At 69.7% G+C, this 26,707-nt stretch carries 23 protein-coding genes; 9 read left to right on the top strand and 14 right to left on the bottom strand.

The window, feature by feature from the left end; translation table 11 throughout:
- Positions 1–19 precede the first annotated feature (19 nt).
- The 7 genes from deoA to gcvA form a co-directional block, all read right to left on the bottom strand.
- Complete coding sequence (gene deoA, locus ABDW35_RS07195; RefSeq protein ID WP_343713170.1) at positions 20–1,189, bottom strand: thymidine phosphorylase; 1,170 nt, start codon at positions 1,187–1,189, stop codon at positions 20–22.
- A gap of 124 nt (positions 1,190–1,313) precedes the next feature.
- Positions 1,314–1,730, bottom strand: a complete 417-nt coding sequence (locus tag ABDW35_RS07190) for a cytidine deaminase (protein WP_343713169.1) — start codon at positions 1,728–1,730, stop codon at positions 1,314–1,316.
- 5 nt (positions 1,731–1,735) lie between these two features.
- Positions 1,736–2,704 carry an ABC transporter permease gene (locus ABDW35_RS07185; RefSeq protein ID WP_343713168.1) on the bottom strand — a complete coding sequence of 323 codons (969 nt, stop codon included), beginning with the start codon at positions 2,702–2,704 and terminating at the stop codon, positions 1,736–1,738.
- A complete protein-coding gene (locus tag ABDW35_RS07180; protein WP_343713167.1) occupies positions 2,701–3,879 on the bottom strand; it encodes an ABC transporter permease in 1,179 nt (392 codons plus the stop codon). Before ABDW35_RS07180 ends, ABDW35_RS07185 begins: the two co-directional genes overlap by 4 nt.
- Positions 3,876–5,459 (bottom strand): ABC transporter ATP-binding protein, encoded by a 1,584-nt coding sequence (locus ABDW35_RS07175; RefSeq protein ID WP_343713166.1) that lies wholly within the window; start codon positions 5,457–5,459, stop codon positions 3,876–3,878. The genes ABDW35_RS07180 and ABDW35_RS07175 overlap by 4 nt, the downstream gene beginning before the upstream one ends.
- Before the next feature lie 18 nt (positions 5,460–5,477).
- Positions 5,478–6,473 carry a BMP family ABC transporter substrate-binding protein gene (locus tag ABDW35_RS07170; RefSeq protein ID WP_343713165.1) on the bottom strand — a complete coding sequence of 332 codons (996 nt, stop codon included), beginning with the start codon at positions 6,471–6,473 and terminating at the stop codon, positions 5,478–5,480.
- 348 nt (positions 6,474–6,821) lie between these two features.
- Positions 6,822–7,775 (bottom strand): transcriptional regulator GcvA, encoded by a 954-nt coding sequence (gcvA, locus tag ABDW35_RS07165; protein ID WP_343713164.1) that lies wholly within the window; start codon positions 7,773–7,775, stop codon positions 6,822–6,824.
- A 144-nt stretch (positions 7,776–7,919) separates the two neighbouring features.
- Here gcvA and ABDW35_RS07160 point away from each other — a divergent pair, with 144 nt between their 5' ends.
- Entirely contained in the window at positions 7,920–8,132 is a 213-nt protein-coding gene (locus ABDW35_RS07160; RefSeq protein WP_343713163.1) for a DUF1127 domain-containing protein, read from the top strand.
- A gap of 158 nt (positions 8,133–8,290) precedes the next feature.
- Here ABDW35_RS07160 and ABDW35_RS07155 read toward each other — a convergent pair whose 3' ends face one another.
- Positions 8,291–10,252 carry a hypothetical protein gene (locus ABDW35_RS07155; protein WP_343713162.1) on the bottom strand — a complete coding sequence of 654 codons (1,962 nt, stop codon included), beginning with the start codon at positions 10,250–10,252 and terminating at the stop codon, positions 8,291–8,293.
- Positions 10,253–10,820: 568 nt separating this feature from the next.
- Here ABDW35_RS07155 and ABDW35_RS07150 point away from each other — a divergent pair.
- The 4 genes from ABDW35_RS07150 (at position 10,821) to ABDW35_RS07135 (ending at position 14,016) form a co-directional block, all read left to right on the top strand.
- Positions 10,821–11,477 (top strand): hemolysin III family protein, encoded by a 657-nt coding sequence (locus tag ABDW35_RS07150; RefSeq protein ID WP_343713161.1) that lies wholly within the window; start codon positions 10,821–10,823, stop codon positions 11,475–11,477.
- A 122-nt stretch (positions 11,478–11,599) separates the two neighbouring features.
- A complete protein-coding gene (locus ABDW35_RS07145) occupies positions 11,600–12,271 on the top strand; it encodes a hypothetical protein (RefSeq protein WP_343713160.1) in 672 nt (223 codons plus the stop codon).
- A gap of 95 nt (positions 12,272–12,366) precedes the next feature.
- On the top strand, positions 12,367–13,434 hold the full coding sequence (locus ABDW35_RS07140) for a DUF2333 family protein (protein WP_343713159.1): 1,068 nt from the start codon (positions 12,367–12,369) through the stop codon (positions 13,432–13,434).
- A gap of 57 nt (positions 13,435–13,491) precedes the next feature.
- Positions 13,492–14,016: a DUF2867 domain-containing protein gene (locus ABDW35_RS07135; RefSeq protein WP_343713158.1), complete on the top strand. Its 525-nt coding sequence runs from the start codon at positions 13,492–13,494 to the stop codon at positions 14,014–14,016.
- Between the two features lie 12 nt (positions 14,017–14,028).
- Here the strand turns inward: ABDW35_RS07135 and ABDW35_RS07130 are convergent, their stop codons facing one another.
- A complete protein-coding gene (locus ABDW35_RS07130; RefSeq protein ID WP_343713157.1) occupies positions 14,029–14,922 on the bottom strand; it encodes a dihydrodipicolinate synthase family protein in 894 nt (297 codons plus the stop codon).
- Positions 14,923–14,939: 17 nt separating this feature from the next.
- Positions 14,940–16,022, bottom strand: coding sequence for an FUSC family protein (locus tag ABDW35_RS07125; protein WP_343713156.1), 1,083 nt, complete (start codon positions 16,020–16,022; stop codon positions 14,940–14,942).
- A 144-nt stretch (positions 16,023–16,166) separates the two neighbouring features.
- On the opposite strand from ABDW35_RS07125, the gene ABDW35_RS07120 reads away from it, so the two are divergent.
- The 3 genes from ABDW35_RS07120 to ABDW35_RS07110 are packed head-to-tail and all read left to right on the top strand — an operon-like array spanning position 16,167 to position 19,196.
- The gene (locus ABDW35_RS07120; protein ID WP_343713155.1) at positions 16,167–17,297 is read left to right on the top strand and encodes an ABC transporter substrate-binding protein; all 1,131 of its coding nucleotides are present in this window, start codon (positions 16,167–16,169) and stop codon (positions 17,295–17,297) included.
- Positions 17,298–17,307: 10 nt separating this feature from the next.
- Positions 17,308–18,384 carry an iron ABC transporter permease gene (locus ABDW35_RS07115; RefSeq protein ID WP_343713154.1) on the top strand — a complete coding sequence of 359 codons (1,077 nt, stop codon included), beginning with the start codon at positions 17,308–17,310 and terminating at the stop codon, positions 18,382–18,384.
- Positions 18,375–19,196: an ABC transporter ATP-binding protein gene (locus ABDW35_RS07110; protein ID WP_343713153.1), complete on the top strand. Its 822-nt coding sequence runs from the start codon at positions 18,375–18,377 to the stop codon at positions 19,194–19,196. Before ABDW35_RS07115 ends, ABDW35_RS07110 begins: the two co-directional genes overlap by 10 nt.
- Before the next feature lie 197 nt (positions 19,197–19,393).
- Here the strand turns inward: ABDW35_RS07110 and ABDW35_RS07105 are convergent, their stop codons facing one another.
- Both ABDW35_RS07105 and ABDW35_RS07100 read right to left on the bottom strand, forming a co-directional pair.
- Positions 19,394–19,927, bottom strand: coding sequence for a carboxymuconolactone decarboxylase family protein (locus ABDW35_RS07105; RefSeq protein ID WP_026871814.1), 534 nt, complete (start codon positions 19,925–19,927; stop codon positions 19,394–19,396).
- Between the two features lie 91 nt (positions 19,928–20,018).
- Positions 20,019–20,558, bottom strand: a complete 540-nt coding sequence (locus tag ABDW35_RS07100) for a peroxiredoxin (protein ID WP_343713171.1) — start codon at positions 20,556–20,558, stop codon at positions 20,019–20,021.
- A gap of 145 nt (positions 20,559–20,703) precedes the next feature.
- On the opposite strand from ABDW35_RS07100, the gene ABDW35_RS07095 reads away from it, so the two are divergent.
- Positions 20,704–21,648 (top strand): LysR substrate-binding domain-containing protein, encoded by a 945-nt coding sequence (locus ABDW35_RS07095; protein WP_343713152.1) that lies wholly within the window; start codon positions 20,704–20,706, stop codon positions 21,646–21,648.
- 21 nt (positions 21,649–21,669) lie between these two features.
- Here the strand turns inward: ABDW35_RS07095 and ABDW35_RS07090 are convergent, their stop codons facing one another.
- On the bottom strand, positions 21,670–22,260 hold the full coding sequence (locus ABDW35_RS07090) for a hypothetical protein (RefSeq protein ID WP_343713151.1): 591 nt from the start codon (positions 22,258–22,260) through the stop codon (positions 21,670–21,672).
- A gap of 266 nt (positions 22,261–22,526) precedes the next feature.
- Positions 22,527–26,645 carry a translocation/assembly module TamB domain-containing protein gene (locus tag ABDW35_RS07085; RefSeq protein ID WP_343713150.1) on the bottom strand — a complete coding sequence of 1,373 codons (4,119 nt, stop codon included), beginning with the start codon at positions 26,643–26,645 and terminating at the stop codon, positions 22,527–22,529.
- Positions 26,646–26,707: the final 62 nt, after the last annotated feature.

Genomic DNA, 26,707 nt, shown 5'->3' with positions numbered 1-26,707 from the left:
CTAAGTGTTGGTGGTGTATTTAAGAACAAGTGAACGTGGTCTTTGTCGCATGGTCGACGCCGTCCTCCGGCCGGGTGCGGCCGCCGCCCAGGGCGACGATGGCGACGCCGATGGCGCGGGCATCGACCGCGGCGACGACGCCGTCGCGCTCCGCCGCGATCGGGCGGACCACCGGCGCCGCCGGCAGATGGTTGTCGGCCTTCTCCAGGATGTCGGCCGGGCCGCCCAGGTCGCGCACCATGCGGGCGAAGCGCTCGGCCGCGGCGCCGCTGGCCAGGGCGTGCTCGACCTTGACCCGCCCCGCCTCGGCGTCGGCGGCCAGGCCGCCGATCACCAGCAGCTCGGCGGTCAGCCGGGCGGTGACCTCCCACAGCCGCTCGTCCTTCGGGCCGCCGGTCAGCAGGTCGATCGATTCCCGCACCTCGACCGCGTTGCCGGCGGTGCGGCCCAGCGGCTGGTTCATGTCGGTCAGCAGCGCCACGGTCGGTAGACCCCCTCCGTTCGCCACGTCGACGATCGACCGGGCCAGGGCGCGGGCGTCGTCGATGTCGCTCATGAAGGCCCCGGTGCCGAACTTGACGTCCATCACCAGCCCGCCCAGCCCGGCCGCCATCTTCTTCGACAGGATCGAGGCGGTAATCAAGTCGATCGACTCGACCGTGCCGGTGGTGTCGCGGATGGCGTAGATGCGGCGGTCGGCGGGGGCAATGTCGCGGGTGGCGCCGACCACGGCGCAGCCGGCGGACCGCACCACCCGGTCCAGCACATCCGTCTCCGGCTGGCTGACATAGCCGGGGATCGCATCCATCTTGTCCAGCGTGCCGCCGGTGTGGCCCAGGCCGCGGCCGGAGATCATCGGCACGAAGCCGCCGCAGGCGGCGATGATCGGGGCCAGGATCAGGCTGGTCTTGTCGCCGATGCCGCCGGTCGAATGCTTGTCCAGCACCGGGCCGGGCAGGTTCGCGGCCGACCAGTCGAGAACGCGGCCGGACCGGGCCATGGCGCGGGTGAAGGCCACCCGCTCCGGCATCGTCATGCCGCGGAAGAACACCGCCATGGCGAAGGCGGCGATCTGGGCGTCGGTGACGCTGGAATCGACGGCGCCGCGCACCATCGCCTCGATCTCGGCGACCTCCAGCACGGCCCCGTCGCGCTTGCGGCGGATGATCTCCTGCGGCAGCAGCGTCATCTCAGCGGCGCCCGGCCGGCGCGGCGACGATCTCGGACATGGCGACCCTCGGGCGAATCCGTTTGGACACGGTTGGTTCTTACTAGGACGGGACGGGGGCGGATGCCAGAGCCGTTCTGGCGGGTCAGTCCCGCAGGTTCTCCGGCCCGAAGGAATGCGGCAGCAGCGCGTCCAGCGTCGTGGTCAGGCGCAGCCCTTCCGGCCCGCAGACATGGACCTTGGTATCGCCCCGGGCGAACTCCCGGATGCGCTGGCGGCAGCCGCCGCAGGGCGTGCACAGCAGGGTGTCGCCGGCCTCGCCGCCGATCACCACGAGCTCCTCGATCGCCTTGCCACCGGCCGCGACCATGATGCCGATGGCCGTCGCCTCGGCGCATTGGCTCTGCGGATAGGCGGCGTTCTCGACATTGCAGCCTGCATGGATGGTGCCGTCCGGCGTGCGGATCGCGGCGCCGACCGGGAAGTGCGAATAGGGCACATGGGCATGCGCCCGGGCGGCGCTGGCCGCCTGGAACAGCGCGTCGAAAGCCTTGTCCGTCATGGCGATCACCGTTCCTTGACGTAGGGCACGCCGCTGGCCTTCGGTGCCGTCGCTCGGCCGATGAAGCCGGCCAGCAGGACCACCGTCAGGATATAGGGCAGTGCCTGGATCAGCTGGACCGGCACCTCGCCGAAGCCGGGGATGACGGTGCCCTGCAGCCGCGCCTCCAGCGCGTCCAGCAGGCCGAACAGCAGGCAGGTCAGCATCACCGGCCAGGGCTTCCACTTGGCGAAGATCAGCGCGGCCAGGGCCAGGTAGCCCTTGCCGGCGGTCATGTCGCGGCCGAAGGAAGCATTCTGCGCCACCGACAGATAGGTCCCGGCCAGGCCGCAGAGAATGCCGGTCAGGATCATCGCCTGGTAGCGCAGCGCCGCCACCGAGATGCCGGCGGTGTCGACGGCCGCGGGATTCTCGCCCACCGCGCGCAGGCGCAGGCCGAAGCGGGTGCGGTAGACGATCCAGGACACCAGCGGCACCGCCAGGAAGGCGGCATAGACCAGCACCGAATGGCCGGAGATCAGCTCCGACCAGATCGGCCCGATCACCGGCACGTCGCGCAGCGTGTCGGCCAGGGGCAGGGCGATCTGCTGGAACCGGGCGTCGCCCTCCAGCGGTGGGGTCTGGCCGCCGCGCTGGTACCAGGCGATGCCGAGCGTGACCGTCAGCCCCGAGGCCAGGATGTTGATGGCGAGGCCGGAGACCACCTGGTTGCCGCGATGGGTGATCGAGGCATAGCCGTGCAGCAGCGCCAGCACCACCGACACCACCACGCCCATGCCCAGCCCGGCCCACGCCGAGCCGGTGCCGGCGGCCATGGCGGCGGAGGCGAAGGCCGCGGCCAGCATCTTGCCCTCGAGCCCGATATCGACCAGCCCGGCGCGCTCGGCGAACAGCCCGGCCAGCGCCGCCAGCACCAGCGGGGTCGAGGTGCGGATGGTGGCGTCGAGCAGGGCGATGACGTCGAGCAGGGTCATGAGCTCGTCCCCTTCGCCGGCTGCAGCGCCGGCTCGCGGCGCCGGAACAGCGCCTCGATCCGCGGCCGGAACAGGTTCTCCAGCGCGCCGGCGAACAGGATCACCAGCCCCTGGATCACCACCACCATGTCGCGGGTGATCTCCGGCATGTCGAAGTTCAGCTCGGCCCCGCCCTGGTACAGCGCGCCGAACAGCAGCGCCGCGAAGACGATGCCGAAGGGGTGGTTGCGGCCCATCAGCGACACCGCGATGCCGACGAAGCCGGCGCCGGCCACGAAGTTCAGCAGGATGCGCCGCTGCACGCCCATGATCTCGTTCAGCGCGATGAAGCCGGACAGGGCGCCGGAGATGCACATCGCCAGGATGATGATGCCGGCGACCGAGATGCCACCATAGACCGCCGCGCGCGGGTTCAGCCCGACCGTCCGCAGCGCATAGCCCCAGCGGGTGCGCCAGACGAAGATCCAGACGAAGACGCAGCAGGCCAGGGCCCACAGGAAGGACAGGTTCAGCGGCAGCCGCCGCATCTTGACGCCGAACCAGGACAGGACCTCGGTGATGGTCGGCAGCACGGTGCCGGCGGCGAAGGCCCGGCTTTCCGGCGATTGCTGGCCCGGCGCGATCAGCACATGGACCATCAGATAGACCATCAGCGACGAGGCGATGAAGTTGAACATGATCGTCGTGATGACGATGTGGCTGCCCCGCTTCGCCTGCAGATAGGCCGGGATGAAGGCCCAGACGGCGCCGAACAGCGCGGCCGCGATGATCGCCAGCGGCAGCACCAGGATGAAGGGCAGGAAGTCGAGATAGAGGCAGACGAGCCCGACCCCGAGCCCGGCGACATAGGCCTGGCCCTCGGCGCCGATGTTGAACAGCCCGGCGTGGAAGGCCACCGCCACGGCCAGCCCGGCGAAGATGAAGTTGGTGGTGTAGTAGAGCGTGTAGCTCCAGTTCGGGAAGCTGCCGAAGGCGCCCTTCAGCAGCAGCTCCGCCGCGTGCACGGGGGTGTAGAGATAATCCGCCCCGCTCATCGTGCCGGCGGAATACTGGCCCCAGTAGATCAGCAGCACCACCAGCCCGGCGGCGACGAAGGCCAGCACCAGGTTGACCAGCGGGATCAGCCCGATCGACACCCAGCGCGGCACGTCGGCCGGACGGCCGAGCACGCTCATTCCGCCGCCTCCTGCTGGACGCCGGCCATCATCAGGCCCAGCGACTGCTCGCTGGCGCCGTCGGCCGCGACCTCGCCGACGATCATGCCGTCGAACATGACGAGGATCCGGTCGGCCAAAGACCGGATCTCGTCGAGCTCGACCGAGACCAGGAGGATCGCCTTGCCGCCGTCGCGCAGCGCCACCAGGCGGCGGTGGATCGCCTCGATCGCGCCGATATCGACGCCGCGGGTCGGCTGGCCGACCAGCAGCACCTGCGGGTCGCGCTCGACCTCGCGGCCGACGATGATCTTCTGCTGGTTGCCGCCGGAGAAGTTGGCGGCCTTGAGATGCGGGTTGGGCGGCCGGACGTCGTAGTCCTGCATCAGCCGCTCGCAATGCGCCACCACCTTGCGGCCGTCGGTCATCACCGCGCCGTTATAGGCGGGGTCGGTATGGTGGCCGAGGATCGAGCATTCGGCGGCGCTGAAGGCGGTGACCAGCCCCTCGCGGTGGCGGTCCTCCGGCACATGGCCGACGCCCAGCCGGCGCAGCGTGCCGGCATCGACATGGGGCAGGGACGACAGGGCCGTGCCGCCGACCGCGATGTCGCCCTTGGCCGGGCGGACCATGCCGGCCAGCGCGGCCAGCAGCTCCGACTGTCCGTTGCCCGACACGCCGGCGATGCCGACGATCTCGCCGGCCCGCAGCGCGAAGGACACGTCCTTGACCCGGCGCACGCCCTGGCCGTCGACGACGTCGAGGTCGCGCACCTCCATCAGCGTCTCGCCCGGCTTCGCCGGGGTCTTGTCGACGCGCAGCAGCACCTTGCGGCCGACCATCAACTCGGCCAGCTGCTCGCGGCTGGTCTCCTTCGTCGCCACATTGGCGACGACGCGGCCCTGCCGCATCACCGTCACCGCATCGGTGATCGCCATGATCTCGCGCAGCTTGTGGGTGATCAGGATCACCGTCTTGCCCTGCGCCCGCAGCGCCGCGAGGATGCGGAACAGGTGGTCGGCCTCCTGCGGCGTCAGCACGCCGGTCGGCTCGTCCAGGATCAGGATGTCGGCGCCGCGATACAGCGCCTTCAGGATCTCGACCCGCTGCTGCAGCCCGACCGGCAGGTCGCCGACCACGGCGTCGACCGGCACCTCCAGGCTGTATTCCCGCTCCAGCCGCTGCAACTCGGCCCGCGCCCGGGACTTGCCGCCGGCCAGCAGCGCGCCGCCTTCGGCGCCCAGGATCACGTTCTCCAGCACCGTGAACGGCTCCACCAGCATGAAGTGCTGGTGCACCATGCCGATGCCGGCCGCGATCGCGTCGCTGGAAGAGGTGATGCGCTTCGGCTGGCCGTCGACCAGGATCTCGCCGCTATCGGCCTCGTAGAAGCCGTACAGGATCGACATCAGGGTCGACTTGCCGGCGCCGTTCTCGCCGATGATGCCGTGGATCGTGCCGGGCGCGATGGTCAGCGACACGTCCTGGTTGGCCTTGACCGGGCCGAAGCTCTTGCTGATGCCGCGCAGCTCGATGGCCGGCGGGGCCCCGGTGGGGGCTCCGCCGACCGTCGCGGCGCGGGTCACGCCATCATTGCTCATCGCGGTCGGGTGCCGCCGTCACATCGGGCAGGAATTGTCGGTGCGGTAGTCGACGACCTTGATCGAGCCGTCGATGATGCCCTTCGAGGCCGCGTCGACCTTCGCTTTCATCTCCGGCGTGATCAGCTTGGCGTTGTTCTCGTCGGCCGCCCAGCCCACACCGTCCTCCTTCAGGCCCAGCACGTTGACGCCGGGCTTGAAGGTGCCCGTCTGGGCCGATTTGAAGACGTTGTAGGCGGCGACGTCGACGCGCTTGACCATCGAGGTCAGGACCGAGCCGGGATGCAGCATGTTCTGGTTGCTGTCGACGCCGATCGACAGCTTCTTGGCGTCGGCGGCGGCCTGCAGCACGCCCAGGCCGGTGGCGCCCGCCGCGGCGTAGACCACGTCGGCGCTGCGGTCGAACTGGCTGCGCGCCAGCTCGCCGCCCTTGGTCGGGTCGTTCCAGGCGGCCGGGGTGGTGCCGGTCATGTTCTGCAGCACGGTGATCTTCGGGTCGGCGTAATGCGCGCCCTGGACGTAGCCGCAGCCGAAGGCGCGGATCAGCGGGATGTCCATGCCGCCGACGAAGCCGACGGTGTGGGTCTTCGACGCCATGGCGGCCAGGATGCCGACCAGGAACGAGCCTTCCTGCTCCTTGAACACGATCGACTGGACGTTCGGCTTGTCGACCACCGCGTCGATGATCGCGAATTTCGTGTCCGGGAACTCGTCGGCCACGATCTCCAGCGCCGGGGCCTGGGCGAAGCCGACGGCGATGATGACGTTGGCGCCGTTCTCGGCCATGCGGCGCAGCGCCTGCTCGCGCTGGGATTCGTTGGTGACCTCGAATTCGGCGATCTTGATGCCGGATTCGTCGGACCACTTCTTCGAGCCGTTGTAGATGCCTTCGTTGAAGGAGCGGTCGAACTTGCCGCCCATGTCGAAGACCACTGCCGGCTTCACCTCGTCGGCGAAGGCAGCCCCGGCCACGAGCGCCGTGGAGAGGGCGAGGGCGGAGAGAAGCTTTTTCATTGTTGGAAGACGCTCCCTGTCAAACCGAGTGTCAGAGGATATCTGCCATGCCCAAGGGGCGCCAGCACCGCGAGGGCCTGTCGTCGGGACATGGGTGGTGGATATGGAGCAGGCCGGCCGAACCGGCGTGGGATGCCGTCGTCATCATCTCTCCCAGGGGCTCGATCCCGGACGTCCTGCCGGGAGACGACGAACCGCAAGCCTCACCTGGCGCCGCGACCGGTTTCCCCGGCATCGGCACCGCCTCTCCTGAAGCCGAACCGTAACGAAAACCTGACCAAACGGTCAAAGCAAATTTTGCGTTGAAAATCAGTATTAATATCGGACAAAAGGCCTATCGGCCCGCTCTTAGCCGCCGAAGGCAGGAACGGGCGGCGTGGCTTTCTTAGGGGCGTCCCGGTCCTCTGCCGCCGCGGCGACCAGCCAGTCACGGAAGGCGCGCACCGCCGGGCGGTCGATGGCGTCGGTCCGGCACAGGAAGTGATAGGCGTAGTCGGCGACCCGGCTGTCCGGGAAGGGCCGCACCAGCCGCCCGCTGCTCAGGTCGTCGGCCATGATCGAGCTGCGGCCCAGGGCCACGCCTTCGCCGGCGGCCGCCGCCTCCAGCATCATATGGCTGTCGCTGTAGCGCGGGCCGCGGCGGTGATCGACATCCTCCAGCCCGAAATGCAGCAGCCAGTGCTGCCAGGTGACCCAGGGCTCGTCGTCGCCGGTCAGCACGTCGTGGATCAGCGTGTGGTGGCGCAGATCCGCGGGGGCCAGCAGTGGGCGCGGGCCCTCTAGCAGAAGCGGGCTGCACACCGGGAACACCTCGTCGTCCAGGAAGCGCTCGACATGGAGGCCGGCCCAGCCGCCGCGGCCGTAGCGCAGGGCGATGTCGACCCGCTCGCGGCGGAAATCCACCGCCTGGTGCTGGGCGTGGACCTCGATCTCGAGGCCGGGGTTGAGGCGGCGGAACCCGGCCAGCCGCGGCAGCAGCCAGCGCACGGCGAAGGAGGGCAGGACGGTGACCGACAGCACGGTCTGGACGTCGTCGACCCGGACCCGCGCCACCGCCTCGGCCAGGCGGTCGAAGCCTCGGGTCAGCTGCGGCGTCAGGATCCGCCCCTGCTCGGTCAGCGCCAGGCCGCGCGGCAGGCGCTGGAACAGGGCGACGCCGAGATACGCCTCCAGCGCCTTGACCTGGTGGCTGACCGCTGCGGGGGTGACCGCGAGCTCATCGGCCGCGTCGACGAAGCTGAGATGGCGGGCGGCGGCCTCGAAGGCGCGGAGGGCGTTCAGCGGGGGCAGTCGGCGCGCCATGGGCGGAGCGGATGAGCGATAGTTTTTCTAAGCCATAGCACGAGAAAGCCTCGTTTGTCGAAGCGAGAACGAAAGCACAACTATAGGGGCGAGGCGGAGGCGCCCTGAGGGGCCAGCCGACCTCGCAAGCCAAGGAGAACCGCCATGTCCGCCACCGGAATCCCGCTCACCGCCACTCGTGACGCCACCGCCGCCCGCGGCGTGGTCCTGCGCCTGGTCGACCGGCTTCTGGACTGGCAGGACCGCGAGCGTCAGCGCCGCCACCTGTCCAGCCTCGACGACCACATCCTGGCCGATGTCGGCCTGAGCCATGGCGATGTCGACGAAGAGGTCCGCAAGCCGTTCTGGCGCGCCTGAGTGCGAGCCGCTGGAGAGACTCTTCGGAATTCTCGACACCGTCATTGCGAGCGCGGCGAAGCAATCCATCCCGCAGCATGAGCGGCCCGATGGATTGCTTCGTCGGCTTCGCCTCCTCGCAATGACGGCGAGGAACCAGATGTTCTAAAAAGCTCTCGTCAGAGCTTGATGATCTGCAGGCCGCCCGTCCCGGTGAACACGAACAGGCGGCGGTCCGGCATCACCCGCAGCCGGAGGGCCGCGGCCGGAAGCTGGTACCGGTTCAGCAGGGTCGGCCGGCGCGGATTGCGCACATCGACCTCCTCGACACCCCCATCCGTCGCGACGAAGGCCGTGCCGGAGCCGAGCGCGACCGCCCGATCCCCCTGGCTGGCCGCGTAGAGGCCGAGGCGGACCGGCCGGCCCGGCTGGCTCACATCCAGGATGTGGAGGCCGGTCGAGCACCGCAGATAGGCGGTCCTGGCATCGCCGCTGAGGGCCAAGTCGCTGGCGAATTCGCAATCGTCGCTGTAGCGCCCGATCTCGCTGATCCGCGCGGGGTTCCCGACGTCGTAGATGCGCAGTCCCCCGGGGGTGCCTCCCGCGACGTCCGGCGCCGTGGCCGCGAACAGCAGCGTTCCGGCCAGCTGCAGCCGCTCGACCCGGGTGTCGACCGGCACCGCGGCCCGCACCACCGGACGGGCCGGGTTCGACACGTCGACGGACGTCACCGAGCCGCCGTTGGTGGCGGTGCCGAGATAGACATGCCGGCCCTTCCCCGCGATCGCGGAGGAGAACTGGGCGGGCAGGCGCCCCAGCTCGCGCGGCGATGACGGGTTACCGAGATCGGCGATGATCAGCCCATAGCCCCAGGACGCCAGATAGGCCCGCCGGCCATCGACCGCCATGTCCTCGAACGCGCGGGCCTGCTTGGCCTTCGGCAGGTCGGCGTCGAACCGTCCCGTCGGCGTCAGGTCGCCGTCATTCGCCGCGCTCAGCCCATAGGTGTTCTGCAGCAGGACCAGGCTGCGGTCGATGAGGGCCGCGTCCCGGACATCGGCGCCGCCGACGGTGTCGACGACGCTGGCCAGGCGGGCCGTCTTGCCCGTGTCGAACAGGGCCAGCTGGTCGGTGCTGGTGGCCACCCATCCCCATTGGCCCTGCACCGCGGTCGTTTCCGCGGCGAAGGCATTGCCGAAATCGATATGGCCGACCCGGCGCACCGGCAGGCGGAGGCTCCAGGCGCTGACGCCGGAGGCCCCGAAACCATAGGCCTTGTCGCCGGCGATGAAGCCGTTGAACAGCGCCTCGCCCGGGTCCGCGCTGCCCCACAGCAGCGGCTGGCCGCCCCAGGGCGGCAGGTAATACAGGTTGACGCTCAGCCCGAACCCCACCGCCAGCGGCCAGGCGAACTGCAGGCGGAAATTGGCGAACCCGTCCAGGCTTGCACTGGTGATCGTCTTCGGGAAATTCTTCCGGCTGTTGTCGAACACCTGCAGCAGGGTGTCGTCGATCATCGTCCGGGCCGAGGTGAAGATGCGGTTGCCCGCCGTGCCGACCACATCGGCCGGGCCGCTCTCGACCACCCGGATGGCCCTGGGGTAGAGCGGATCCGCCAGGGAATGGACGACCACGCCCCTCTCGGCGTCGAAGGCATAGAGATAGTCCCCGTCGATCGAGATCGCCGTGATGGCCTCGGGCGCCGCGCTGGTCCGCAGGGCGCCGCCGTCGACCAGCCGCGGGCGGCCGGGATCGAGCAGGGAATAGATGGCCAGGCCGGAGGTGCCGTCCTGCCGTTGCCAGCTGGCATAGAGATAGCGGCCGCGGGCCGCGATCGCGGTGATGACGCCGGGCAGCGGCTGCCGGCGCGTATCGCTGGCCAGCCGGGGCGCCTCCGGAGTCCGGTAGTCCCAGGCCGTCACGGTGGCCCCGGCCGGAAGATAGACGAAGTCGCCCTGCTGGAGGGGCACGCCGATGCGGCCGCCATAGGCCGTCTGATCCGCCCGCGCCGCCAGCTCCTGCGCCTGGGCCAGGCCGGCGCTGGAGATCGCGAGGGCCAGCCCCAGCGCGATCCGCCTTGAACAGCGAAGGGCCGTTTGCCGTATCCGCTCCGACAATCCTGTCGCTTCAGGTTCCCCCACGATCGGCTCCTTTTGGTTGGGCTGGTTTTCGGCACGTCGAAATGTTCGGCACCGGCCCGTGATGGCCGTGTCGGCTTCGCCTCCCCGCCATGACGGAGAGGGCGAAGGGGCGCTCTCAGGGTTGGATCGATGAGGTCTCGGGCCTGTTCGGGCCCATGCCCGCACCGGGATGTCCGGGTGCTCTCAAACAGGTGTGCGCGAACTCACGAAGGACATGCCGCACGATCGGCCGCAGGCATTGGATGCAAGTTCGCCTCCCCCGACTTAATCGATTTCGGAAATATCGAAATCTATGGACCAGGCAGTGAAACGCCGATCCTCAGATTCGGATTTGGATTTCACCATTGCAAATGAGACGAAATCTGACAAGCGGGTTTGTTAGGGTTGGGCAGTAATGGTGGGTGATCAATTCAATATTGGCCAAAATTCGATTCTTTTGCTCCCGGCATTTGCTCTTGTTTCAGACTATCCGGCAGCCGGTTGAGGGTGGGCTCGCCATGGCGATCGATGAGCCTCATGGATGATCGCGCCGCATGGCGGCGGCCGGATCCGATGCTAGATTGATGCCATGACCGAAGGGATCGTCGCCCACACCGAGACCCTGGCCGAGGAGATCGCCAACGCGGTCACCCACGGCATCGGCGCCGCCCTTGCCGTGGCCGGGCTCGTCGTGCTCCTGGTCCTGGCCAGCCTCCACGGCGGCGCGCTCGAGATCGTCAGCCTGGCGATCTACGGCACCACGCTGGTGCTGACCTATGTCGCCTCCACCCTGCTGCATGCGGCGCGCTCGGCCCGCTTCAAGCATGTCTGCAACCTGCTCGACCATGCCTCGATCTACCTGTTGATCGCCGGCACCTACACGCCGTTCCTGCTGCTGGGCCTGCGCGGCGCCTGGGGCTGGACGCTGTTCGCGGTGATCTGGGGGCTGGCGATCACCGGCGTGGTGCTGCGCCTGGGCCTGCGCCGCTACGGCCGCCATATCGCGCTGCCGCTCTATCTCGGCATGGGCTGGCTGATCCTGGTCGCGATCGGCCCGGTGTGGTCGGCGCTCGGCGCCGCCGCGGTCGGCTGGATCGTGGCCGGCGGCCTCGCCTACACCGCCGGCGTCGCCTTCTTCGTGTGGGAGCGGCTGCCCTTCAACCACATGATCTGGCACCTGTTCGTGCTGGCCGGCAGCGCCCTGCACTTCACCGGCATCATGGCCACCGTCGTCCCGTGGGGCTGACAGGCAGCGTTGGGCAGGCACGGGCGCCGCGGTCGAGGCGCGGCGACATCCTCCGGAGGGATGGTGGGCTCACCCAATCGCTGAATTGCGCGGCCGGACGGTGCGACACAGACTTGCACATCATGGCCGAACCCGCCTGCAGCCACGGCTCGTCCCGGACCGCCCGGAGGCCGACGCGCGCCGGCGGCCATCTCCTCCGGGCAACCGCGATCATGATGGCCGTCGCAGCTGCCACCCATGGGGCGCACGCCCAGTTTCAGGTCGACCCGCCGACGCCGGTGCCGAAGCTAGAACTCCCGCCGGCAGGACCGGTACCGGTCTATCCTCTGGTCAAGCCGGGATTGCCGCCGCCGCAGCCTTGGGTGGGGCTGCCGGCACAGCCGCCGCCAGCCCCGTCCTTCGCTCCTGTTTCCGCACGCGTACGGCAGAGCAAGACTCACCCCAACGGCATGACCATCTCGGTCGCGGCGGTGAGCTTCCTGCAGTCCAGCATCGCCGTCGATGTGGAGATCTTCAATCCGGGCGTCGACAGGCGGCGCCTCAACCCTTTCGGCACCATGCTGCTCAGCGATGACCGCGGCCGGCGCTACCCCTTTCTTCCCCCGCTCGACAATCCGGAGGTGCAGATCGCTCCGGGGTCGCATGTGGTCGGCCGGCTGGTCTTTCTCGGCGGCGTCGACTGGCAGGCGCGGATGTTGCGGCTGACGATCAATCATCCGCTGGGTAGCCCCACGGATCGCATGAGCGTAACGCCGCTGTTTCAGTTCAGCCTGCCTGGGGAGCCACGCTTCTAGCGACGTACCGCATCGCGTTGCGAATCGACGGGGCTGGCACCCGGCCGCCGCCATCGCCATTCTGTCCATCGGGACCGACCATGGGCGAGGGGCGAGTGAGCGAACGGCCGGACGACATCTTCCAGGAGGATCTTGCCGCCGACCCGGCGCGCGCCCGGCGCGGCTGGGGTGCCCGGCTGGGCGGGCTGTTCCGGCGCCGGGCCGCGGGCCCGGTCCCGCCGCCGCCTCCGGCCGGCGGCGGCCGGCGCTGGCCGCGGCTGGCGGGTTGGAGCATCGGCGGGCTGGTGGTGCTGTTCGTGCTGTACATGGCCGTCGGCGCCTTCATCGTGCATGCGGTCGACGACGATCCGGATTTCGCCGCGGCCACGCCGATCCAGGGCGGCAGCCAGGCCGTGGAGATCGCGGCGGCGCTGATCGAGCGCGAGACCGGCGGCGCCCATCGCTGGACCGCCAACGACCCGTTCTTCCTGCCCGGCTGGCTGCTCGACAACATGCCGAACTACCAGCAGGGCATCATCTACGCCCTGTCGCGCTTCACCGCCGAGATGGGCGACCAGATCGGCCGGTCACGCGGCTCCTCCCAGATGGACCCGGATCTCGACCGGGCCACCGGCCTGCTGCGCTATCCCGGCACGATCTGGCTGTTCGACCTCAGCACCTCCTGGGCGCCGACGGCGTCGTCGGAATCGCAGTACCGCGCGGCCGCGCGGGCGCTGCGCAGCTACAACCAGCGGGTGGCCGCCGGCACCGCGCCGTTCGAGCGGCGGGCCGACAACCTGCTGCAGACGATCGACCGCTTCGCCGCCGATCTCGGCTCGCAATCCTCGGTCATCGCCGACCATATCGAGGCCAGCCGCGGCTGGCTGATCGACACCCAGGCCGACGACATCTTCTATGCCACCATGGGCCGGCTCTACGCCTATTTCCTGGTGCTGCGCGCCCTCGGCCGCGACTTCGAGGGCGTGATCGCCCAGTCCGGCGCGACCAAGATCTGGGACGAGATGGTCGACAATCTGCGCGAGGCGGCGGAGCTGCGGCCGCTGGTGGTGATGAACGGCCGCGCCGACGCCATGTTCCAGCCCAACCACCTGGCGGTGCAGGGCTTCTTTCTGCTGCGCGCCCGCACCCAGATGCGCGAGCTGGCGAACGTGCTGCGGAATTAGGCCGCGGACTCATCGATGCCCGGCCAGTTGATGGTCCCTTGAAGAGGTGACATCGTCATGAGCATGGGTGCAGACCGCAAACCGCAGATACGCCGGACGACCCCGCCGTCGGAAAGCGTCGTCGCGCGCTGGTACGAGAACGCCAGCCTGCTCGACAGCTACAGCATCGACCTGAGCGCGTCGGAACGGTCGAGCATGCGCGAGCTGGCGACGCGGACGCTCGCCGATCCACCCGCGTGGCAAAAGGCGTTGATCGCGCTGCGCGACGCCATGGTCACGCCCTTCGGCATCAAGACCTCCGACACGGTCAGGTCGTCCCGGGGCAGCCATGAACGGGTGGAATTCTTTCCGGTGCACTGGGAGGGCGAGGACGAGATCGTGCTCGGTGCGGATGACCGGCACCTGGACTTCCGGCTGTCTCTGCTCCGGCGCCATTCTCCGGCAGGCACGTCGCTCATCGCGACGACCGTCGTGCATACCCACAATGCCTTGGGCTTCACCTATCTCAACGCGATCAGGCCGTTTCATCACCTCGTGGTCAGGGCCAACCTGGCACGCTGTGGACGGACACGACTGCAGTAGAGCCGCAGAACCTTAGCCCTTCGGCCCGAACGGCCCCAGCGCCGCGGCATGACGGGCCACCAGGTCGAGGCCGAACTCGGTCGGGCGCAGCGCCGGCGCGCGGTCGCGCACCGCCAGGCCGGCGCGGGCTGCGAACAGGCGCTTGCCGTAGCAGATCAGCGTCTCGATCGACTGCATGACGAAGACGATCGACGGCGCCGCCCGGGCATAGGCCGCGGCTGCCGCGGCCTCGTTCCCGACCTGGTGGAGCCGATGGATCGCCACCGCGTGGTCGACCGCGTCCGGCGCCAGCAGGAAGCCGTCGCAGCCGGCGCGCAGGCTGTCGATCATCTCCAGCCCGCCGCGGCCGTTGAACACCCGCAGCTTTCCTTCAGTGGTGGCGATCAGCCGCTCGACCTCCACCGCCGATCCCTCGGCCTTGATCAGCGTCATGTTGGCGTGGCGCCGCATCAGCCGGGCGACGTCCTCGGCGGACAGGCCACGGCCGAGATACTGTGGCGCGTTCTGGATCGCCATCGGCAGCGCCGTCGCGTCCATCACCCGGCTGAAGAAATCCAGATACTCGCCGGCGCCATAGCTGCCGACAGCGGGCGGCTGCAGGATCAGCCAGCCGGCCCCGGCCGCCTCGGCCGCTCGGACCATCGCCACCTGCTCGGCCACCGACGGGCCGCAGATGGTGAAGCCGATCGGCACCCGGCCGCCGACATCCTCCGCCACCCAGTCCATCACCGTCCGGCGCTCGTCGAAACCGAGCTTCGCCACCTCGGTGGCCAGACCCAGCGCGGCGATGCCGGCGACCCCGGCCTCCAGGCACGCCTCCACCTGCCGGCGCATCGATGCTCGGTCCAGCCGCTCCTCCGCGTCGAAGAAGGCGTAGAGGATGGCGTGGATGCCTGGCGCGGTCATGGCGGTTCTTCCTGGTCTCAATCCGCCGTCAGCGGCGCGACGGCCTCACCCGCCTGCTCGCGCAGCCGCTCGGCCAGATCGGCGAGGTTGTCGCGGATCTGGGCGAAGGTGAAGGCGATGGCGAAGGCCTGGCCGAACTCCCGCCCGTCCAGCCCCTCGCCACCGGCGCCCCGCAGCGCGTCGACGCTGCTCTGCAGCGCCGCCACGGCTAGGTCCAGCGCGCCGCCATCGCCCGGCGCGGCCGTCGCCTCCAGCGCCGCCGCCATCGCGGTCATCCGCTTCTTCGCAGCGGTCACCGCCTGCTCCAGCGTCGCCCCCAGCGCCGCCTGCAGCGCCGGCGACAGTGGGGTATGGGCCGCCCGGTTCAGGATGATCTCGCTGTACCACAGCCGGCGGATGGTGCGGATCACCGGCGCCGGGTCGAGATGCTCCGGGATGGCGCCGGGGCGCTCGCGCCGCGCCTCGTCCAGCTGACTCTCGGCCTTGCGCATCAGCGTGCGGATGCGCTGGTTGATCGCGGTCGCGTCCCCCTCCGCCCCGCCCAGGCGCCCGGCGGCCAGGGCCAGCAGGGCGGCGCATTGGCCGAGCAGCTCGGCACTGGTGTCGCGCAGATGGTCGCGGGCGCGGACCGGCAGGATCAGCAGCGCGGCCAGCACCCCGACCACCGTGCCGAGGCCGATCTCCGCCACTCGCTGGAAGGCCGCGCCCAGCGGATCGGCATGGCTGGGGTCCGACAGCATGACGATCGCCGCCGTGACCGCGCCCAGGCGCAGATTGGGCCGCCGGGCGGCGATGTAAACCGTGGCCAGCATGACCAGCAGCAGAACCGCGCCGGTGCCCAGGGCGGAAGGGCCGGACAGCACCGCGCCGATCACCCCGAACACGGCGCCGATCAGGGTGCCGAGCAGCCGGTCGACAGTGGCGCCCAGCGTGGCGCCGAGCGTGGCCTGCAGCACGATCACGGCGGTCAGCACCGACCAATAGCCCTTGGGCAGGCCGAACGCCTCGGCCAGGGCATAGGCGGCGACGGCGGCGATCGCGCCCCGCACCGCCTGGCGGACATGGATCGGGTCGAGGCGGAGGGAGGACAGCTGAATCACGGCGACTCCGGGGCTGCGGCGACAGCATGCCAGAGAGCGACGGTGCATTGCAGCAACGGCAAACGAGATTGAAAACCACTCGCAATCGCAACGGCCGCGTGATACCCCGACTTCGGCAGCGGGAGAGGGGTGGCGATGGGCGCGATGACCAGGGTCCTGTTCGCGGCGGCGTTGAGCCTCTGCGCCGGTGCGGCGCTGGCGGCGGGGGACACGATCTCAGTCACCGACCTGGCCGGCCGCACCGTCGAGGTGCCGAAGCATGTCGAGCGCATCCTGCTCGGCGAGGGCCGGCAGATCTACATCGTCGCCGCGCTGGACCGGGAGAACCCGATCGGCCGTATCGCCGGCTGGAAGGACGAGTTCGAGCGCTCCGACCTCAACACCTACCGGCAGTACCAGGCGCAGTTTCCCGGCATCGACAAGATCCCGGACATCGGCGACCCGGAGGACGGCACCTTCAACGCCGAGCAGGCGATCGCGCTGAAGCCCGACGTGCTGTTCCTGCTGCTGGGCCAGAAGCAGGCGGCGGAGGAATCCGGGCTGATCAGGACGCTGGAGGGCGCCGGCATCGCCACCGTCTTCATCGATTTCCGCGACGAGCCGTTCACCAACACCGAGCCCAGCGTCCGGCTGTTCGGCCAGATCCTGGGCCGGCAGCAGCGGGCGGAGGACTTCATCGCCTTCTTCAACCAGCAGCTCGGCCTGATGCAGGACCGGCTGGCCAAGGCGAACCCGCCGCGGCCGAAGGTGATGATCGAGCGCGCCGCCGGCACCGGCTGGGGCGCGGAATGCTGCGCCTCCTTCGGCACCGAGAATTTCGGCCGCATGGTCAAGATGGCGGGTGGGGACAACATCGCCGAGGACCTGATCCCCGGCGCCTTCGGCGTGCTGAACCCGGAGCAGGTGACGGTCGCCAACCCCGACGTGGTGATCATCACCGGCGCCAACTGGGCCCAATACGTGCCCGATGGCGGCTGGGTCGGGCTCGGCCCGGATGCCGACCAGGCGGTGGCGAGGCAGCGGCTGGCGGCGCTGGTGGCGCGCCCGGCCTATACCGGCGTCAGGGCGGTGGCCGAGGGCCGCGTCCACGCCATCTGGCACCAGTTCTACGACAGCCCCTACCAGTTCGTGGCGGTGCAGCAGATCGCCAAATGGCTGCATCCGGATCTGTTCGCCGACCTGGACCCGGAGGCGACGCTGCGCACCCTGCATGAGCGGTTCCTGCCGATCCCGTACCGGCCCGGCTACTGGGTCTCGCTGGACGCGGCGGGCTGAGAGGTATCGCATGGTCGACCACGCCGTCCTGATCGACACCCATCTGCGCGCCGGCCGCGCCGCCTATCGCGGCCTGGCGCGGCGCAAGCTGCTGCTGCTCGCCGCCCTGGCCGCGGCGCTTCTGGTCAGCCTGGTGCTCGACATCGGCATCGGCCCGGCGCGCTACGGCGTGGCCGAGGTGGTGTCGGCCCTGGTCTCGCCGTCGGACGTGCCGGCGACGCTGCGGGTGGTGATCTGGGACATCCGCCTGCCGGTGGCGCTGATGGCCGTGGTCGTCGGCGCCGCTTTGGCGGTGGCCGGGGCGCAGATGCAGACGGTGCTGAACAACCCGCTGGCCGATCCCTTCACCCTCGGCATCTCGGCCGCCGCCAGCTTCGGCGCGGCGCTGGCCATCGTGCTCGGCGTGGCGCTGATCCCGGCGCTGACCGACGTGATGGTGCCGGTCAACGCCTTCCTGATGGCGCTGGTGGCGTCGCTGGGGCTGCACACGCTGAGCCAACGCCGCGGCGTGACCATGGAGACGGTGGTGCTGCTGGGCATCGCCATCGTCTTCACCTTCAACGCGCTCCTGTCGCTGCTGCAATATGTGGCGTCGGAGCAGGCGCTGGCGGCGGTGGTGTTCTGGACCATGGGAAGCCTGGGCAAGGCCAGCTGGGGCAAGCTGGCGGTCACCGCCATCGTCCTGCTGGTGCTGCTGCCGCTGATGGCATGCCGGGCGTGGCAGCTGACGGCGCTGCGCCTGGGCGAGGACAAGGCCCGCAGCTTCGGCATCGATGTCCGCCGCCTGCGGCTGGAAACGATCCTGGCGGTCAGCCTGCTGGCCGCGGTGCCGGTCGCCTTCGTCGGCACCATCGGCTTCGTCGGCCTGGTCGGGCCGCACATCGCCCGCATGCTGATCGGCGAGGACCAGCGCTTCTTCCTGCCTGCCTCGGCCCTGGCCGGGGCGCTGATGCTGTCCGCCACCTCGATCGTGTCGAAGTCGATCGTGCCGGGCGTGATCTTCCCGATCGGGGTGATCACCGCGCTGGTCGGCGTGCCGTTCTTCTTCAGCCTGATCCTGGCCAGCCGGCGGCGCGCATGGCAATGAATCCCGTGACGCTGGAACTGCGCGACGTCTCCGTCGCCTATGGCCGCCGGGCGGTGCTGCACGGCATCACCACGCCGGTGATGCGGGGCGGCGAGGTCACCGCGGTGATCGGGCCGAACGCGGTCGGCAAGTCCAGCCTGTTCCGCCGCATCGCCGGGCTGGTCGGCGGCCCGGGCGAGGTGCTGGTCGACGGCCGCCCGGCCGGCGGCTGGGAGCAGGGGGATCCCAACCGGCCCTGCCACCTGCCGCAGGAGGCGGCGGTGAACGCGGTCCTCACCGTGCTCGAATCCGTGCTGCTGGCGCGCAAGAGCAGCGCCGGCTGGCGCGTCGACGACAGCGATCTCGATGCCGTCACCCGCACCCTGGCGCTGCTCGAGATCGACGACCTCGCCATGCGCAACTTGGGCGAGCTCAGCGGCGGGCAGAAGCAGCTGGTGTCGATCGCCCAGGCGCTGGTGCGCGACCCACGCATTCTGCTGATGGACGAGCCGACCAGTGCCTTGGACCTGCAGCGCCAGGTCGAGGTGCTGACTCTGGTCCGCGACCTGGCCCGCAGCCGTGGCCTGTGCGTGCTGATCGCGCTGCACGACCTGAACCAGGCGGTGCGCTTCACCGACCGGGTGCTGGTGCTGAAGGAGGGGCGCGTCGCCGCCTGCGGCGAGCCGCGGACCGTCGTGACCGCCCGGATGCTGCGCGAGGTCTATGGCGTCGAGGCGCGGGTCGAGACCTGCTCAGACGGCATGCCGATGGTGCTGGCCGACCGCTCCACCCGCCGGCGCCGCATCGCGCTGGAGCGGCTGGCGGCCGAATAGCAGAAGGCCCGCCACCGGGGCGGGCCTCGCATCTTTCCGGAAGGAAGGGGCCATCAGAGACCGTTTGGAAATGCGCTGGCGTGAGTCGGCTGGCGGTGGTTTCGAGAACCGGAGCGCAGCGCACGTTTGGTGCGTGAGCACCGGAAGCGGAGAAACCGCCGTCAGACGGCCGCGCCAGTAGCATTTCCAAACGGGCTCTAGGCGGCCAGCTTCTCCTCGGCGTCCAGGGTGGCGGCCACGGCGTGGATCACCGCGGCAATGCGGATCACGGCCTGGACCACGTCCTTGCCGACGCCCTTCTTGGCGACGACCTGCTCATGGCTGTCCATGCACATGCCGCAGCCATTGATCGCCGACACCGCCAGCGAATACAGCTCGAAATCCACCTGGTCGATGCCGGGGTTGGCGATCGCGTTCATGCGCAGCCGGGCCGGCATGGTCGCGTAATCCTTCTCGGACACGAGATGGGTGAAGCGGTAGTAGATGTTGTTCATGCCCATGATCGCCGCCGCGGTCTTGGCGGCGCCCTGCGCCTCGGGCGACAGGTGCTGCGCCGCCTCGGCCGCGATCGCCTTGATCACGGTGGCGTTGCGCGAGGCATAGGCGCTGGCCAGGGCCGAACCCCAGATCTGCTGGGCGGTCACGCCGGGCGGGGTCAGGACCGAGGACAGGTTGAGCTTCAGATCCTTGGCGTAGTCGGGAAGGGCGGCCTTCAGCGTGTCGATCGACATGAGGGGGCTCCGGCGGAATGTCTGGTCTAAGAACGGCAACGGCCGGTCCGGGGTCGGACCGGCCGTGCTGAGGAAAGGGCCGATCCGGAGATCAGGCGGCCTTCAGGGTCTCCTCGCCCTTCTGCCAGTTGCAGGGGCACAGCTCGTCGGTCTGCAGGGCGTCGAGGACACGCAGGACCTCCTGCGGGTTGCGGCCGACCGACATGTCGTTGACCGAGACGAAGCGGATGATGTTGTCCGGGTCGACGATGAAGGTGGCGCGCAGGCAGACTTCCTCGCTCTTCTCGAGGATGCCGAGCGAGCGGCTGAGATCCTTGCGGATGTCGGCCAGCATCGGGATCGGCAGCTCCTTCAGGTCGGCGTGGTTCTGGCGCCAGGCCAGGTGCACGAACTCGCTGTCGGTCGAGACGCCGTAGACCAGCGCGTCGCGGTCGGCGAAGTCGCCGGCCAGCTTGCCGAACGCCGCGATCTCGGTCGGGCAGACGAAGGTGAAGTCCTTCGGCCAGAAGAACACGATCTTCCACTTGCCCTTGCTGGCGGCGCGGTCGATCTGCGTGAAGGCATCCTTCGGATTGGTCGAGACAACGGCCTGGAGCGAGAAATCCGGGAAGGTGTCGCCAATGGTCAGCATGGGCATCGAGAGGCTCCGTGGGATCTTGCGTTGGGTTTCTTGTGTGCGGCGCAACAGCAGTTGGTGCCGCAGTGCAGCAAGGAGATAGCAAGCCGGAGTTCCACAATCCAATCGATTGTTCCGAGGATTATGATAGGTTGAACCTATGAATCAACCGATCACCCTGCGGCAGCTCCGCTATGTCGTTGCGGTCGCCGACACACGGCATTTCGGCCGGGCCGCGGCCGCGTGCCATGTCAGCCAGCCCTCGCTCAGCGCCCAGGTCCAGGCGCTGGAGGAACTGCTGGGCGGGCCGCTGTTCGAACGGTCGAAGCGCCGCATCATCCTGACCCCGCTCGGCGAGACCGTGGTCGCCCGGGCCCGGCGCATCCTGGCGGAGACGCAGGACCTGCTGCTGGCCGCGCGCGACCAGGCGGCGCCGCTGGCCGGTGATTTCCGGCTCGGCGTGATTCCGACGCTCGGGCCCTATCTGCTGCCGCGGCTGATGCGCACGCTGCGCCGCACCTATCCCGACCTGCGCCTTTATCTGCGCGAGGACCTGACCGACCGGCTGGTCGAGCGGCTGCGCCGCGGCGAACTGGAGGCGGCGCTGCTGGCCCTGCCGATAGAGGATTCTAAGCTGGAGGCGCTGCCGGTGTTCGACGAGCCTTTCCTGCTGGCGGTCCCGACCGGGCACCGCCTGGCTCGGGCCAACCGGGTGGCGCCGGCCGATCTGGCGGACGAGCATCTGCTGCTGCTGGAGGACGGGCACTGCCTGCGCGACCAGGCGCTGGAGGTGTGCCGCAGCGCGGCGCGGACGCAGGAGGATTCGTTCGGCGCCACCAGCCTGTCGACGCTGCGCGAGATGGTGGCAGGGCGGATCGGCATCACCCTGCTGCCGGCCCTGGCCTGCACCGCGCCGACCACGGCCGATGGCGACATCGCGCTCCGGCCGTTCGATGCGCCGCAGCCGTCGCGGCGGATCGGGCTGGTCTGGCGCCGCGGCGCGGCGCGGCGGAGCGAGATCGAGATGCTGGCCGAGTTCCTGCGCCAGCATCTGCCGGAGGGGGCGGTGGCGATCCCGCGGGATGACGAGGAGCCGGACCGCTGAGCCGCCGGCCGATGGCCGGCCTCAGGCGGCGCGGCGCAGCACCTGTTCCAGGAAGCGGGCCTCAGTTCTCGCGTCGAGCGGCCAGCGCGTCCCGGTCTCGGCCAGGAACGCCTCCGCGGCGGTGGTGACGTCCTTGCCGCCCAGCCACCATTCGGCCTTGAGCACCACGCCGTCCGGGTCGAACTCGATCACGGCCGGACCGTCGGTGCGGTGGCGATGGTTGTGCCGGTACCAGCGCTCCAGCCGGCCGCCGTCACGGCCGTAATGGACATAGGCGGGGCCGTCCTCGCGATGGGCCTCGTCGGCCAGGAACCACCATTCGAATTTGGGCGTGCCGTCGGGATGGTAGACGGTCACCGCCGGCTTCCCGGTCTGGTGATAGCGTCCGGCCTGGAACCAGTCCTCGCGGCGCACCGCGCCGTTGTCGTGATACTCGACGCGCGCCGGCGCCCCGTCGCGATGCAGGACGTAACCAGCCTCGCCGTCGCCGAACCGCCTGTACCAGCGCTGCTCCATGACCCGGTTGGCATCCTCGGCGTAGATCGTCTCGCTAGGATTGTCGTCGAACGGCTGGTTCTCACCCCTCGGCATCGGGGCTCTCTCAAGCGCCATCTGCGTCGTCCCTTCCGCTTGGGCCCTGTCGGGGATTGAAAAGGATGCGTGCCAAGAAAGAACATTCTAGACAAGCCGGTGGAATATAACAGGGCAGGCTAATAAAGAAATGATAAAATTTTATACAACTTTTGATTGAGACTCCGATTCTTCGTAAGGTCGAAATTAAGGAATTCCGGCAGTCTCTTCGGTTCAAGCGCGAGGAGGAGACGCTGCGCTGCAGATTCTGCAACCCAGGGTGGCAGCAAAAAGTCGCGTCCGTTGGGTCAGTAGTCCCATTCCATCGTCACCCCGACGGCGCCGCCGCTGTCGCCGCCAGCCTCGGCCTTGCCCTTGATGTTGTTGGTGACATCGATGGTGACCGTGGCCCGGGTGCTGCCGGCATCGATGCCCTGCTCCACCCCGACGCGGACGCCTTTGGTGAGATAGCGGCCGAGTCCGATCGCAGACCCGCCGGAGGCATCGGTGTTGAAGTCGAGCTGGTCGAGGCCGAGCGACTTCTGGATGCCGCCGAGCAGGCCGGTGCCACCGCCGCCAACCCCCGCCATCTCGGCCGCGGCCTGGGCCAGCTGGATCGCCTGGGTCGGGCTCAGCTGGCCGGTGGCTTGGCCGAACAGCAGGCGCGACAGCACTTCGTCCTGCGGCAGCTCGGGCGTCGAGCTCAATGTCAGCTGCGGCTTGGAGGCATAGCCGCCGACCTCGATATGGGCGGTAACGTCGCCGGCCCGGGTCGAGGCGAGGAAGTCGAGCCTCGGGTCCATCAGCCCGCCGTCGAAGCTGATATTGCCGTGCTCGAAGTCCAGGCGCTGGCCGAATTTCGAGATCTGGCCGCGGCGCATCTTGAAGCTGCCCTCGATGTCGGGGGTTGAAGTCGTGCCGGTGATCTGGAGCTGGCCCTGCATCTCGGCGTCGATGCCCTGGCCGCGGACATAGAACTGGTTCGGCGAGTCGACGGTGATGTTGAGCCGGATTTGCGATGGCGGCTTCTGCGGCTGGTTCTGAGGCCGGTTCCGATTTCGGCTCGGCGGCGTCGCGGTGTTGAGGGCAACGCCCTGCGCCTTCATCCGCGCAGCAACCTCCGGCGGCACATTGATCTGGCGCACCGGGATCGGCGTCACCGAGACGGGGAAGCTGTCGGGGATCTGGATGACGGCGTTGCGGATCTTGATCGAGCCCTGGAACAGCGCATCGGCCGACAAGTCGCCGGACAGTGACAGGTCACTGTCGGCATGGACCGTGGCCAATTCGCTGGACACCAGCAGCGCATTGCCGGTCTGGATCCTCAGGTCGACCGGCAGGCTGCCGCGCGGACCCAGGGTGACGCTGCCGCTGCCGCTGACGGTGCCGCCGCCGGGTGTCTTCGCCGACAGGCTGCTCAGCCGGAAGCTGTCGCCGGCACCGGTGACGGTGGCGTTGATGGCCTGCAGCCGGACGCCGTATTCCGAGTTCTGGTAGCTGCCATTGCGCAGCGTGACGGTGCCGGAGGCCTGCGGCTTGTCCGGCGTGCCTTCGATCCTGACATCAAGCGACAGCGGGCCGCCGATCCGGTCGGCGCCGGCGCCCAGGAAGTCGTTGAACATCGCCAGCTCGACCTGGCCCTTGGCAGTGGCCGAGATCGCCCCTCCGCTCAGCGGCACCGCGGCCTGCAGGTCCAGCCGGGCGCGCCCGGCGGTGACCCGGCTGGTGACGGTCACGCGCTGGCCGCCCAGCGTGCCGTCGGCGGTGGCGTCGACCGCGGGCAGGCCGGCGGTGTTGATGCCGCCCATCTTGGCGCCGGACACCTTCAGCGAGAACTTGCCGCCCGGGTCGGCGGCGCTGCCGGTGATGGTGGCGTCGCCGTTCAACTGGCCCTGCAGCTGCAGGCCGGGGCTGGCGATCGATGCCAGGCCCAGCGGCAGTCGGGCGATGCGGGCGCGCAGGTCCAGCGCGTCGCCGGCCTTGCCCGACAGGCTGACGCTGCCGCCGCCGCTGACCGCGAGGTCGATGGTGCCGAGGTCGACGCCGGCGGGGCCGGCCCAGATCGTGGCCGGCTTCGACAGGGTGACCGACTGGCCGGACTGGCGGATCGCCAGGCTCTTCAGCCCGACCACGGTCTCGTCTCCGTTCAGGCCGATATCGGCGGCCATGTCGGCGGTGCCGTAGCCGGTGGCAGCCTGCAGCTTCAGCGCCAGCTGCTGCATCGTGCCGTTGGCGGTCAGTTCGGCCCGGCTGATCGGCGTGCCGCTGGCGGTGGCGTTGGTGACCAGCAGCCGGCCCTCCTGGATGCGCCGGCTGTCGACCATCGGGTCCAGCACGGTACCGGTCAGCCGGATCTCGCCGAGTTGGGCCTGGTCGGCATAGGCGACGCGCCGGGCGGTCAGGTCGATCTTGGCGCCGGCCGCGGGATCCAGCGTCAGGGTGGCGTCGAGCTGACCGCGCAGCGCCTGGCCGATGAAGGCGCCGACGACGCCGAGATCGGCGACGGCCAGGCGGATGGTGCCGCCGACCGGCTTGCCGTCGGCCGCCACCGCGGCATTACCGTCGGCCTTGATGCCGGCGACGTCCAGCACCAGTGTGCGGACGTCGATGCCGCCACCGGGCTGCTGGGCCAGGGCGATGTCGCCGGTGGCCGGCTTGCCGTCGACCGTGCCGGCCAGCTTGACCGTGCCGGCCGGGGCGGAGGGCAGGCCGGCGGCGTCGAGATCGACGGTCATGCGCTCGACCGTATGGCCGGCGGTCTTCACCCCCTCGGCCACCACCTGGCCTTTGACGCCGAGCGCGCCAATGCTGCCGGACAAGGTGGTGTCGAGCGACACGGCGCCCTCGATGCCGGGCGATACCGCGGCGAGCGAGCCGAGCGCCGCCTTGATCCGGCCCTCGATCGCGTCGCCGTCCAGCGTGCCGGAGGCGTCGAGCGAGGCCTTCTCGCCCTTCACGCTGATGCCGGAGACGGTGATCTTGCCGCCGGTGTCACGCTCGACCCGGCCGGTCAGCGTGGTTTGCTTCCCCAGCACCGCGGCCGTCGGCGTCGCCTCGACATTGGCCTCGCCGATGGTGCCGTCCCAATCCAGGGTGGCGGCGCCATCCGCGGCCAGCGACGGCTTCACCGTCAGGTCGAGATTGCCGGAAATCGGCTGGCCCACCAGGCCGGAGAAGCGGCTGAGATCGGCATAGGTCAGGTGCAGCGTGCCGGTGCCGGAGGGGACCGTGGCATCCCCCCGGCCACTGGCGGTCAGCACCGCGCCGTCCAGCCGGGTCTCCAGCCGGTCGATCACCGCCTTGCCCGACTGGGTGCCGCTGCCGTCGAGACTGAGCTGAAGCGTGTGGCCGGCGGCCGTTTCGAGCACCGGGTCGCCGAGCGCGAGGCCATCGGCGGAGGCTGTGAGGCGAAGCCCGATCGGCGTCTCGGGATCGGAGATCTTGCCCTGCGGCGTCGCCGTCAGGTCGACCGCCACGGTGCCGGCGCCATAGGGGGCCTGGCGGAGCCCGGCGCCGCGGATCGCGGCCGCCACCACCGGTGCGTCCAGCGCGCCCTTGGCGGTGCCGTCGACCGTCAGCGAGTCCCAGCCGGTGCCGGGCGGCAGCAGCGTGGCGAAGCCGGCGGCGGCGCCGGCCTGAAGCTTGTAGGCGAGGTCGAGCTGATTGCCGACCGGGTTTACGCTGCCGGTCACCGAGACGCTGCCGGCCGAGGCGGTGGCGTCGAGCTGCCGGATGGTGATCGGGCCGGCATCGGCGATATCCGCATCGGCCTTCAGCGTCGTCCTGCCCTGCACCAGCGCGGCGATCCCGGCCGGGACCAGCTTGGCCGCGTCGGCGTTCAGGTCGATCGTCAGGCGCCGGCTGCCGTTGCCGGGCGCGATCCGGACCTGGCCGTCGACCCCGCCGAGGTCGCCGACCTTGCCGGTCAGGGTGGCCTGGAAGTCCGACAGCGTGCCGGTGCCGTTCAGCGTCAGGTCTACCGGCGGCTTGCCAGGGAACTGCGCCATGGCGGCGATGACGCCGCCCGGCGGCTCCTGCACCGAAACGGCAACGTCGAGCTGCTCGGTCGTCGGTATGAAGGCCAGCCGGGCGGTGATGTCGCCGGCCACGCCGTCCAGCCGGTGGACGGAGATGTCGGCCGCCAGCCCCTGCGACGGGTCGCCCAGCTGGGCGTCGCCGGCCACGCTCAGCGTCGCCGCCATCCCGGCCACGGCCGGGCCGATCGCGATCTTTTCGACGTTCAGCCGGTCCAGCCGGACGTCGACTGGCAGCCGCGGCAGCGAGAAGCCGGTCGAGCTCGGCTGCGGTTCCGGCTGGGCGCCGCCGGCGGGCAGGCGGTCCACCGTCACCGTGCCGGCCTCGACCGCATCGACCCGCAGAGTGCGGCGCAGCAGTGCCGACGGGCTCCAGGCCAGGCGGGTCGTCACCGACGTGGACGACAAAATCATCCGCCGCGCGGCGGAAAATCATGAGACCTGCGACCAGTTGT

This window comes from Inquilinus sp., assembly GCF_039594555.1.
GTDB lineage: Bacteria > Pseudomonadota > Alphaproteobacteria > DSM-16000 > Inquilinaceae > Inquilinus.
This window is presented reverse-complemented; position numbering and strand designations above follow the sequence as displayed.